9 protein-coding genes are annotated in these 11,836 nt (G+C 61.8%); 6 read left to right on the forward strand and 3 right to left on the reverse strand.

What is annotated here, in order from left to right; translation table 11 throughout:
* From VMR03_RS11025 to VMR03_RS11050, 6 genes are all read left to right on the forward strand, one after another.
* Window positions 1–231: SDR family oxidoreductase (locus tag VMR03_RS11025; protein WP_325405141.1), on the forward strand; the 231-nt coding region annotated here is incomplete at its 5' end.
* 62 nt (window positions 232–293) lie between these two features.
* On the forward strand, window positions 294–1,598 hold the full coding sequence (locus tag VMR03_RS11030) for a sugar isomerase (RefSeq protein WP_325405143.1): 1,305 nt from the start codon (window positions 294–296) through the stop codon (window positions 1,596–1,598).
* Entirely contained in the window at window positions 1,599–4,733 is a 3,135-nt protein-coding gene (locus tag VMR03_RS11035; RefSeq protein WP_325405145.1) for a glycosyl hydrolase, read from the forward strand.
* Between the two features lie 101 nt (window positions 4,734–4,834).
* Window positions 4,835–5,629 carry a DeoR/GlpR family DNA-binding transcription regulator gene (locus VMR03_RS11040; RefSeq protein ID WP_325405148.1) on the forward strand — a complete coding sequence of 265 codons (795 nt, stop codon included), beginning with the start codon at window positions 4,835–4,837 and terminating at the stop codon, window positions 5,627–5,629.
* 110 nt (window positions 5,630–5,739) lie between these two features.
* Window positions 5,740–6,816, forward strand: a complete 1,077-nt coding sequence (rhaT, locus tag VMR03_RS11045; RefSeq protein ID WP_325405150.1) for an L-rhamnose/proton symporter RhaT — start codon at window positions 5,740–5,742, stop codon at window positions 6,814–6,816.
* 100 nt (window positions 6,817–6,916) lie between these two features.
* Window positions 6,917–7,252, forward strand: a complete 336-nt coding sequence (locus tag VMR03_RS11050) for a metalloregulator ArsR/SmtB family transcription factor (protein ID WP_325405152.1) — start codon at window positions 6,917–6,919, stop codon at window positions 7,250–7,252.
* Between the two features lie 42 nt (window positions 7,253–7,294).
* Here VMR03_RS11050 and VMR03_RS11055 read toward each other — a convergent pair whose 3' ends face one another.
* The 3 genes from VMR03_RS11055 to VMR03_RS11065 all read right to left on the reverse strand — a co-directional run bounded on the left by VMR03_RS11055 (window position 7,295) and on the right by VMR03_RS11065 (window position 11,651).
* Entirely contained in the window at window positions 7,295–8,167 is an 873-nt protein-coding gene (locus tag VMR03_RS11055) for a glycosyltransferase family 4 protein (RefSeq protein WP_325405154.1), read from the reverse strand.
* A 455-nt stretch (window positions 8,168–8,622) separates the two neighbouring features.
* Entirely contained in the window at window positions 8,623–9,795 is a 1,173-nt protein-coding gene (locus tag VMR03_RS11060) for a peptidoglycan-binding domain-containing protein (RefSeq protein ID WP_325405156.1), read from the reverse strand.
* The gene (locus VMR03_RS11065) at window positions 9,795–11,651 is read right to left on the reverse strand and encodes a CHASE domain-containing protein (protein WP_325405158.1); all 1,857 of its coding nucleotides are present in this window, start codon (window positions 11,649–11,651) and stop codon (window positions 9,795–9,797) included. The genes VMR03_RS11060 and VMR03_RS11065 overlap by 1 nt, the downstream gene beginning before the upstream one ends.
* Window positions 11,652–11,836 lie beyond the last annotated feature (185 nt).

An 11,836-nucleotide genomic window follows, 5' to 3' on the forward strand; every position in this document is an offset into this window, starting at 1 on the left:
TCGAATTCGACCATATGGCAGGGCGAATGGGCCGAGCAGCGGGCCAGTGCCTACGGCGTTTCGGTGGAGGCGCTGCCGGATTTCTACAAGAGCCGGAGCTTGCTCAAGCAGCAGATCCTGCCCGAAGATGTGGCTGAGGCCATTCTCTTCTTCAGCAGCGACCGGTCGGCGAAATCGACCGGCAATATTCTGAATGTCGATGGCGGCAGCGCGGCGGCATTTCCGCGCTGAGACCGCAATCTGGCCCGCGCTGGAAGCGCAATCTATTTACCCGGCCTGGGGAGGACGGTTCGATGCTCGGATTTTCCATCGACGAGGCGGTGATCGCCGGTCACAACAGGGCGCAGTCGAAAGCCCTCGATGCAGGCTATGCGCGTCTCTGCGACCAGCTCGCCGAAAGGGATGTCGACGTCGCTGCGGTCGAGTCCCGGCTCGCTTCGCTCAACATCGCCGTTCCGAGCTGGGGTCTCGGCACGGGCGGCACGCGCTTCGGGCGGTTTCCCGGGCGGGGCGAGCCGCGCGACGTCTACGAGAAGCTCGACGATTGCCGCACGATATGGGATCTGGGACGGCTCTCGAAATCCGTGTCGTTGCATCTTCCCTGGGATGAGGTTTCCGATTATCGCAAGCTCCGCCTTTATGGCGAGCGGCTCGGTCTCGCCTTCGATGCGGTCAATTCGAACACTTTTCAGGACCAGCCCGACCAGGCGCACAGCTACAAATTCGGCAGCCTCACGAGCACGGATGCGGCCGTGCGCCGGCAGGCGATTGAGCACAATCTGCAGTGCATCGAGGCGGGCGTCGCGCTCGGCTCGCGCGCGATCACGGTCTGGATCGGCGACGGCGCGAATTTTCCGGGGCAGCAGAACCTCTCGCGCGCCTTCGAGCGCTATCTCGACTCGATGAAGGATATCTACAAGGGCCTGCCGGCGGACTGGTTGCTCTATATCGAGCACAAGTTTTTCGAGCCCGCCTTCTACGCGACTGTCATTTCCGACTGGGGATCGAGCTATCTCGCCGCGACGGCGCTCGGCGAGCGGGCGAAATGTCTCGTCGATCTCGGACATCATGCGCCGAACGTCAATATCGAGCAGATCGTCGCGCGGCTCGCCTGGAGCGGAAAGCTCGGCGGTTTTCATTTCAACGACTCGAAATATGGCGACGACGATCTCGACGCGGGATCGATCAATCCGTTCCAGCTCTTCCTGATCTTCAACGAACTGGTGGATGCCGGCGCGAGATTGGGCGAGGCGTTTCAACCCGCCTACATGCTCGACCAGTCGCACAACATCACCGACCCGATCGAAAGCCTGCTCATCAGCGGCGAGCAGGTGGCCCGCGCCTATGCCAAGGCGTTGCTGATCGACAGGACGGCGCTGACGCAGGCCCAGGATGCGAATGACGTGATCGCCGCGCGGCGGCTTCTGATGGCGGCCTATGAAACGGACGTGTCGCCTCTTCTCGCCAAGGCGAGGATCGACAAGGGCGGTGCGGCCGATCCCATCGCCGTCTATCGCGACAGCGGCTATCGCGCGCGCAAGGCGGACGAACGGCCCGTTTCGGCGGCAGGCCCCGCGGTCCGCCAATCGGTTCTCTAGATGAGCACGACAAGCATGATCCGATCGAAATGGCTTCGCCGGTCTCTTGTGGCGCTTGCCGTCATTTTGGGCCTTCTTCTCCTTCTCGGCGTGGGTGGCGCGTTCTGGTTCAAGGGCAAGCTCGCCGGTTACATGGTGCCGCCGCCTCCGGTTGCAAATGCGCGCCCGCTCGACAGCTATGCGCATGAGGCGCCGCCGGCGCGAACGCCCGTCACGAAGGAGCAGGTCGCTTTTTCATGGTCAAGCATCGCGAACCCGCCGCAATCGGCGCGCCCCTGGGCCCGTTGGTGGTGGCCGGGCGCCGATGTCGACAATGCGGAGCTGAAGCGCGAACTCGTCGAACTTGCGGCGGCAAATTTTGGCGGCGTCGAAATCCAGCCTTTCTCGGCGGGTGTCACCACGGCAAAGGACCCGGAGGCCGTCCGTCGCGTCAACGAATTCGACACGCCGCGCTATTACGACATTCTTCATCAGACGCTTCGCGATGCCGACGCGCTCGGGATGCAGGTCGATCTCACCCATTTCAGCGGTTGGCCGGCGGGCGGGCCGGAAGTCGCGCTCGAGGATGGGCTCAACAATCTGGTTTATGCGACAGCACGCTTTTCCGGCGGTCGTCGCGTCGAACTCGACCTGCCGCATCCAGAGCCGGGGCTCAACGACTATCTGCTCGCGCTCGGCGAGATGGGATTCGGCTTCGACATCGGCAATTTCGCGCGCGGCAAGGAGAAGCTCGTCAGCGTCATGGCGGCGAAGCGCCTCGGCGGCAAGCTCTCTTCCAATCCGCTCGTCGTCGACGACAACGTCACGCTCGATGCGTCGTCGGTGCATGTTCTCGACGCCGAGGTGAAGGGCGACAAGCTTGTCTGGGATGCCCCGGAGGGGGACTGGTTCCTCGTCGCGTCCTACGTCATGCCGGAAGGCGAAGCGCCGACGTTGATCGCGCGCGATCCAGGCGGCTATGTGCTCGATCCGATGCGCGCCGAAAAGGTGATCGCTCATTACAACTACGCTTATGGCGCCCGCACGGGCCTCGCGCCCTTCTACGGCAATGCCCTGCGCGGCTTCTTCAACGATAGCCTTGAATTCAAGGCGAACCGGCTGACCGCGACGGACATCTTGCGCGAGTTCAAGGCACGGCGCGGCTATGACCTAGAACCGCATTTGCCGGCGCTGTTCGTCGACGGCAAGGACAATTATTTCGTCACCGAGGTTGCGAATATCCATGCAAGTCCGAGCTTCGTTCTTTCGGACGAGGATGCGCGCGTGCGGCACGATTACGATCTGACGCTGTCGGACCTCATTGTCGAGCGCTTCGTCGAGACGTCGCGCGACTGGGCGCGGGCGCGCGGGCTCGTCTCGCGCGGTCAGAGCTACGGCATGGATGTCGATATTCTGCGAGGGCTCGGCGCCAATGAAATTCCGGAGACCGAACAGCTCTTCGGCGGCGGCAGCAATCTCTTTTTGAAATTCGCACCGTCGGCGGCCGCGCTTTACGGGCGGACGCTGGTGAGCTCGGAATCCTTCGTCTGGATCGATCGCGACTACACGAGTTCGGCGGTGAAGCTCAAGGCCGCCGCCGACAAGCTCTTTCTCGCGGGCATCAACCATGTCATCTATCACGGCATTCCCTATAGCTGGCATCGCGGCGAAAAGGATGGGCCTTTCGGGGCCGAGGGCTGGTATCCGTTCTCCGGTCCCGGAAATCCGGCACATTTTTCCGACAATTATTCACCGGCCAATCCGATCTGGTCCGATCTGCCGACGCTCAATAGCTATATGGCGCGCGTGCAGAATCTGATGCGCCAGGGGCAGCCGAAGCTCGATGTGCTGATCTACTATCCGTATCTTGGGTTTCCGAACAGCTTTGGCGACAAGCCCGGCGACAGCGACGAGGCTCTGCTGAAAGGCGCGTTGCCGATCTCCGATCCGGCGCCGAAGACGCCGGCCGCTCCTTCGACGATCGGCAAGTTCATGCCGCAGTCCAGTGAGGACAGGCGGATGGCCTGGCTTCGCAAGATCGCGCCGGTGATCGCCGATCTCGACCGGCGCGGCATCGGCTGGGGCTGGGTCAATGGCGACGCGCTGCGCGAGGGAAACGTCCTACCGGGTGGGAGGATGAAATCCGGTGCCGAGTATGGAGCGCTTCTGTTCGCCGATGTCGAGGAAGCGGAGCCGGCTACGCTCGAAGCGGTGGAGCGTCTTGCGCATGCGGACAAGCCGATGCCCGTCTTCTTTCTCGGGAAGACGCCGGTGCGACAGCCGGGTTATCTGAACGCCGACGCTGGCGATGCCGAGGTTCGGGATCTTGCTGCCGCCCTCTCGGCGGGAGGGCATCTTCTCTCGAAGCCGGAAGATGTGGCGTCCACCATTGCGGCGGTTCTGCCTGCGGCTCTCGCCTATCGCGGGACGAGCGAGATACGCCGGATCGCGCGCGTTACCGCATCGGGCGAGACGGTCCACTTCTTCGCCAATCAATCCGGCAAGGCGGCCGAGGTCGCGCTGACGGGCGGCAACGAGATGCTTGCCTGGTGGTTCGATCCCGCGAGCGGTGCCGTCTGGCCGGCGAAGCGTAATGGCGATGGATCGTTGGATCTCGCGCTGCCGGCCTATGGTTCGCGGGTGCTGGTCGAAGGCGTCGCGATGCCGGCGGGGGCTTCACAACCAGTTGCGGCTCTGTCGACGGCGCGAAGCTGGAATTTGACGAGTTGGACGGTCAAGGCGGGGGACACGGAACGTAAGGCAAGCGGTCTCTTCGACTGGCGTAGCGACCAGGCTTTCGTTCATGCGGCGGAGGGGCTTTATACGACGCAGGTGACGATCGACCGGCTCGACGCCGACGCACGCTATGTTCTGGACCTGGGTTTCGTTCCGGGCGCAGTGTCGGTGCGCGTCAACGGGACCGATGCGGGCAGGCCAGCCATCGCGCCGGCGCTTCTCGACGTCACATCCTTTATACGGGAAGGGGAGAACACGCTCTCGATTTCCTATCGCCCGCCTCTGCGCAACGTCTTCATCGGCAAGGCGCTTGCCGGCGAGGCGCAGTACCGCCAGTTCAAGGACCAAGCCGAGGCTCTTGTCCCGGCCGGGCTGATCGAGCCCGTCAGCGTCGAAGAGCGGATTGGAGCCAAGGAGTAGGGTGCCAGGTGCATATCGAAATCCGGGCGACGGGATGCGAACTGCATTAGAATTATCGAATGTTTCGCGGTGCCGGGATTCGAGAAACGGAAAGAGACGAGATGCACACCGAGGATAGATGGCGAGCCATTCTGACGTCGCTCGCTGCCGAGCGCGTCACGCCGATTGAATTGTTGGCCGACCGGCTCAACGTTTCGTCGGCCACGATTCGCCGCGACATCAAGATGCTCGACGAGATCGGGCGATTGCGGCGTGTGCGCGGCGGCGCCATGCCCGTGAGCGAGTCCTCCAGCGGCCCTGTTCCGGCGCCGTCGCAACTCATCGGTCAGGAGCCGTATAGCGAGGCGGAAATCCGCAACGTCAGGCAGAAGCGCGCCATCGGCAAGGCAGCGGTCGCCTATTGCGATCCGAACGAGGCCATCATCATCGACGGCGGTTCGACGACGAAGATGCTCGCCGACATGCTGCCGAACGAACCCTATCAGATCCTGACGACCTCGCTGCCGATCATCCAGGCGCTGCTGCTGAAGTCGCGCGTGAAGCTCCTGATTCCTGGCGGTGAAGTATTCCGTGAACAGAATATTCTTCTGAGCCCCTATGAAGACGGCCTTCTGGATAATTTTTCCGCTGCCAAGATACTCATGGGTGCGCAGGCGATTACGGCGGGAGGTTTGATGCAGACCGATCCGCTGCTCGTGCAGGCGGAACGCCGGCTCATCGACCGGGCGGACAAGATCATCGTGCTGGCGGACGCGTCGAAATTCACGGCGCGGGCGGGGCTTTCCGTTTGTTCCCTGTCGCGCATCAGCACGGTCATCACAAACGACGACATTCCTGCGGCGGCTCGCCGGATGCTCGGGGACGCAGGCGTGGAGTTGGTGACCGTCGCCGCTTGAGGGAGCGGCTTTATTTCTGGGGGAGGTAAGGTGACCGATCGGAATTCGAGGCGGGGCATTGTGCCGCGCATGAAAAGCATGTCCGTAGTCTCTGTAACGGGAGATCGGGCATGATCGCCAATCCATTTCTGGGTGTGCTCTTCCACTGGACCGGCGGGCTCGCGTCGGCGAGCTTCTATGTTCCCTATCGTGGCGTGCGGTCGTGGTCGTGGGAGGTTTATTGGCTCACCGGCGGCATTTTCAGCTGGATCGTCGCGCCCTGGCTTTTCGCATGGTTTCGCACCGAGGACATTCTCTTCGTATTGAGCGAGACACCGATGCGCACGCTGGCGCTTTGCTATTTCTTCGGCGCCATGTGGGGCGTCGGCGGCCTGACCTTCGGCCTCACCATGCGCTATCTCGGCATTTCGCTCGGCATGGCGGTGGCGCTCGGCCTGTGCGCGGCTTTCGGTACGTTGATTCCGCCGATCGTCACCGGGGATCTTTTCACGACGCTCGTGCCGAGTTTGCATGGCCGGGTCATTCTGCTCGGCGTCGCCGTCTGCCTCGTCGGTATTGCGGTCGTCGGCTTTGCCGGCTACCGGAAAGAGCAGGAGGGCGATCCGGAGACCAGGCAGCAGACGATTGCGGAGTTCGATTTTCGCAAAGGCTTTCTGGTGGCGGTCTTTTCAGGCGTGATGAGCAGCTGTTTCGCCTATGGCCTGGCCGCCGGCGATCCGATACGCACCCTGACCCTGTCGCGTGGCACGGAACCTCTCTGGCAGGGATTGCCCGTGCTGGTGGTCGTGCTCCTCGGCGGTTTCACGACGAATTTCATCTGGTCGCTGGCGCTCATCGTCAAGAACCGCAGCGCCGGAGAGTTCATCGGCCGCAGAACGGGTGCCGCGACGCCAGCGGTGCCGTTGTTGCGCAACTACTTCTTCTGCGCTCTGGCCGGTGTGACCTGGTACCTGCAGTTCTTTTTCTACACGATGGGCGAAACGCAGATGGGGCCATACGGCTTCTCGAGCTGGACGCTGCATATGGCGAGCATCATCATCTTCGCGAGTTTCTGGGGGCTCATTCTTCATGAGTGGAAGGGCGCGGGCTTGCGGGCAAAGGTCTATTTGTGGAGCGGCATCGCTATCCTGGTGCTTTCGACAGTCGTGATCGGCCTCGGAAACGCGTTGGGCGTCGTGGGAAAATGAGTCGGGTCCAGACATGGTGACGGCTTGAATTATATGAATAGCATCTAATATATTGCGGGATAGACATGCTCGCCGTCAGGCGATAGCGGAGTTCGTCCCCATGGTCGTCGTTGCCGACGTGAAGGATCTCGAAGCGAGCGCTTCAGAGGCATCGAAGCTTCTCGGCGCGCTCGCGAACGAGCGACGGCTGCTCATCATGTGCCAGATTGCGGATCGTGAAATGTCGGTCGGTGAAATTCAGGACGTCGTCGGCATCAGCCAGTCGGCGCTCTCCCAGCACCTTGCCGTCCTCCGGGACCAGGGGCTGGTCGCGACCCGCCGCGAGTCGCAGACCATCTATTATCGGCTCGCGAGTCCCGAAGCACAGCGCGTGATCGAGACGCTGGTCTCCATTTATTGCCCGCCCGGCCGTCCTCAAAGCAAAAAGGCGCGCTGAGCGCAAACCGCATCAGCGCCCAATGCGTGTTGTCCTGCACGGCTACTTGTCGATGATCCGGCTCACGGCGGCGGCGGCGATGCGCCAGTTCAGGCGCGCCGCATAATTTTCGTAAGCGGCGCGGGCCATGTCCATGTATCTCCCGCGGTCGTTGAAGACCTTGCGGATGGCGACCGCATAATCGCCTGCGTTGGCCGAAGGGGCGAGCAGAAGTCCGTTTATGGAGTCCGTGACGATTGTCGGGATGCCGCCCGTCGCCGTCGCCACCGCGGGCACGCCGAAGGCGGCCGCCTCGCAGAAGACGATGCCGAACGCCTCGGCTCTGCTCGGCACGATGAGAAAGTCGCTGGTGCTGAACAGGTCGCAGAGAGTCTGACGATCGGAGGATCGTTTAAGGCTCAGGAATTTCCTGACATCGACGAAGGCCGGCGGAGGTTTGGCACCGAAAGGGTCGCAACCGACGATGGTCAGCGTCGTCTCGAGGCCAGAGGCATTGAGGAGCCGCGCCGTCTCCAGGGCAATGGGGCCGCCTTTTCGTATCCAATCGACGCCGACGAACAGCAGAGAGCATTTGTCGGCGGGACGGGCGTCGATCAGTGCGTGGACTTTCTCGCGATCGTATCGAGGGTCGAGATTTGCTCCGAATGGGACGACATGAATTTTCGACGCCGCGGGCGGGTGGAGGCGCCGCGCGGCGGCGGCGGCCCATTCCGACGCATAGATCGCCGCCGAGCAATGTTCGAGCGCGGATCTCTCCTGCCGGCAGGCAAGGGCCATGCTCGTCGCATCCGCGCGTCTGAAATAGTCGTAGTAATCGACCATCGCGTTGAAACAGGCATCCGTCCAGAAAGCGGCGGGCGGCGTCGCGGTCAGCGCGGAAACCGGAATCGAACTGGACGAGAAGACGGAAGCCACATCGCGATTCCGGCAAGCCGTCTGGATTTGCTCCGCGAACGAGTCCAGCATCGGCGGCGTACGATCCGCCAGAAAATTTCTACGCCTTAGCTTCGCCCACAGGCGGCGAGGCATATGGTGCCATGCATGCGGTTGGCGAAGGGGCGCCAGAATCTCGACGGAGAAATGTGCCGTCAGTGCTTCCGCCATATGGAAAGGAGTCCCGGACCAGGTGTGCACGTCATTGGCATCGCCTATGTCCACGAAAACCATATTTTTCATAAGAACCGATCAGGCCAATAAATTCGCGATGCGTGTAACGAAGCGCGTCAAGGCGTTCCGCTCGTTCGCCGTGCGGGAACAGAATTTGAACGCACCTCATACTTCCTTGTTCCGCTACGAGCATGGAGCGGACGGATATCTTGGGCGGGAAAGCAGAGATGGTTCCGCAATATGGAGAGCCAGGAGCCCCGATCTCACTGGGCGTGGGAATCCTGCAGCCCTTTCGGCGGGTTTGCGAAGACGCGTGGCGCACGGGCGGGAATTATCCAGTCGCCGGTGCCGAGCCGGCATGCGAGACCCGGAAATATCCGGCCTTCGTCGGTCGGGTCCGTGCGCAATAATTTGTAACGCAGGCATCGCTTTGCGGAGAGTCCCGCCGGGGGCAATGCGGAAGGTGGTACGGCCGTGTAATCCACACGGATCGAAAATCGCTCGGCCGCGCCGGTGCTCGACCACATGACCGGTGTCGATTGCGCGTCACCTTCGAGCGCGTTGACGATTGCCCAATCGAATCCTGTGCGTGCAGCCGTTGGCCATGCTTCCGTGTCGGGCTGGACGGCGACGAGTTCGCGAATGGCGGCTTTCGCACCTTCGATCCTGACGACTTCGCGTATGACCTGCCGAATGGCAGGGGCGTATGACCATTCCCGCTCCACTTTGGGTCCGGCGTCACCGGTCTCGTTGCAAGCGACATCGACGACGGAGAACTTCCCCGCGGGAACAGTTCTGGAGCGCTGATCGCCGACGACGCAGGAAACGACGGAAACATGGTCCTGGTCCCCGGTGCGACGATAGATTTTGTAGTCTCCCTTGCGACCTGCTCTCAGCGGTTGCAGGAAATCGGCAGGAGCGTCCGATGTGGCGTCCGCCTCCGCGAACAGAAGAAAGTTCGCGGGCTTGCGGCGCTCGCCACCGCCGGTCTGCACACGAATTTCATCGTCGGTTATCCCCAGCACCTTTTCCGCCGAACCGTCGCTATAGACGATGGTTTCGCCAACTTCATATTTCGGCGAGGCGGTTACCGGAAGTTTGGCATAAACGGCGGTCAGTCGATTGACCATATTCGGCGCGAGCTTTCCGTCCCCGGCGATGTGTTGATCCTTCTGGAAGGATCGAATGGCAGCGCCCGTCTTCGGCCCGAGGACGCCATCGGCCGGACCTGCATCATAGCCGAGCGCGTTGAGCATTCTCTGTGCCTTGCCGATCTCGGCGCTCGACGGGACCTGTGCGTCGGCATTCCCTTGGGGTTCAGGTTCAGCGGTCTTTTCGCCATTTGAGTGTGTGCATGACGACAGGATGACGGAGAACGCCAATAGAATAAGTGCGCTTTTCAGTGGCGCGGCGACATTGGCGAAGAGCCTGTCCATCAAGCCGCCTGCGTCCTGCCGATGACGCGCTCTTCCGGGCAGGTCAATGTCACGCGCGTTCCGGCACCTTTTTCGCTCTCGATGGACAATGCGAAGCCGGAGATTTGCGCAACGCGGTTGACGAAGGACAGGCCGAGGCCGGCACCTTCATGCTCATGCGGCGAGACCGAGGGGAGGCGCACGAAAGGTTCAAGTACCTGCTCGAGCTTGTCTGCCGGAATGCCGATGCCTGTATCTCTCACGACGAGGCTGACCGTGCCGTCCCTGTTTTCTCGTGCGAAGAGTTCGGCTTCGCCGCCTGCCGGCGTGAACTGAACGGCATTCGATAGGAGATTGGTCAGTGCCTTGGTCAGCAGGCGCTCGTCGGCGCGAATAAAAATACCGTCATCCGGGCAATGCGTCGTCAGCGACACCCCGGCGGACCGGGCTTGTGCCTTTACCCGGCCGAAAGCCGTCCTGATGACGTCGGCGACGCAGACGGGCGTGTCGTCGAGGGGTCCCTGCCGCGACTCGAGCTGCGAAAGATCGAGAAGCTCGTTGACGAGTTGGAGAAGCGTCAAGCCGCTCGAATTGACGTTCTCGACATAGCCGCGGATGCGGGCCGCGCCGTTGCCGGCTTCGACCTCTTGCACCATATCCCCCGACAAGCCGACAATGGCATTGAGTGGCGCGCGCAACTTGTGGCTCATGGCGGCGAGAAATTCCGATTGCGCCCGATTGGCGACTTCGGTCTTTTCCTTTGCGCGACGGAGAGAGGCTTCCGCCTCCCGACGCATTTCGATCTCGTCGCGCAGCGCTGCATTTGCTGCGTTCAATTCGGCCGTCCGGGCGACAACTGCGCGCTCGACCGCCTGATTGTACATCGTCGCATTATGGAGGTGTTGCGCCAGAAGCCCGGTCAGGAGAAGCGCGCCAAGCGCCGTTCCCAACGCAATCAGCAGACCGCCGGCGGCCTCGCTTCCGGCCGACGACCGCACGGATAGGATGAAGCGCCGATCCGCGATGTCGAATATCTGCGATTGCGAAAATGTCGAATGCGCGAACCAGCCGTTGGCAGAAGACGTTGCGTCGGTTCCGGGTGGCGTCGATCCGGTCCCGGCTTGCCCGACGACCATCTCGATGGGTGCGCCTTTCGGGAGGATCGTGCGGATGAGTTCGTCGATATCGAGAATACCGACCGCAAATCCCTTCGTTCTCGGCGCGGCGACGTCTCCGGCTGTGCGCCGCTCGGGGGCGCCCAGCGGAAAGGCAACCAGCAGCAATGATGCCTTCCTGCCCTCGACATCCTTGTGCGTGAGCGGCGATACGGCGATGTCGTTTCTTCGTCCTGCCTGCTGAAGCAGATCCCGGTAGTCGGGGTCCGTCGCAAGATCGAGGCCGATCAGATCCTGATTGCCTTCCAGGGGATCTACATAGGTCACCGGGAAATAGGCATCCTTCGTCCGGGCGACCGAGAAGCCGCCATTCGCGTCCATGTCCCGTATACGCAAGCCGTAGAGACCGTCGCGTTGGAGGTTCGCCTCATAAGTTCTGCGATCCGGCCCCGGAACCACAGGCACCCAAAGAACGGCCTTGAAGCCATGGTTGTTTGGAAGCGTCTGGCTGGCGAAGGTGGAGAATTCCCAGCGCGTCACGTCGCGCGCGGCGACGAAGGCTCTCAGAAATTTCAGTGAATTGACGTGCCGTCCGACGGTCTCGGTGACGAGAGTGCCGTAATAGACGGCGTCCCGCTGGAAGCGCTGACGCTCAATCGTCTGATAGTGTGCGCGTACGAAGACAAAAAGAAGCGCCGCGATGATCAGTCCGATGCCCCATACGATGGCAGAGGGACCGAGATCGGATGGCCTGCGCAGCAAATACCGGAATTGTCCTGACACGGAAGCCCACCTTCAAAACATCGCCCATGCTTTGCGCGGAAAGAACCTTCCTTATTAAGTTATTAATTGGTTAATGTGAGGTTAAGCGGTGGTTGTGGCGACGATCCGATAACGGGCCATGAACAAAAGTCGCGCCGGGGTCTCCGATGTCGCGTCTCGCTTGA

Origin of the sequence: Parvibaculum sp., from assembly GCF_035511255.1 — a bacterium.
In the GTDB taxonomy this organism is placed as follows: Bacteria; Pseudomonadota; Alphaproteobacteria; order Parvibaculales; family Parvibaculaceae; genus Parvibaculum.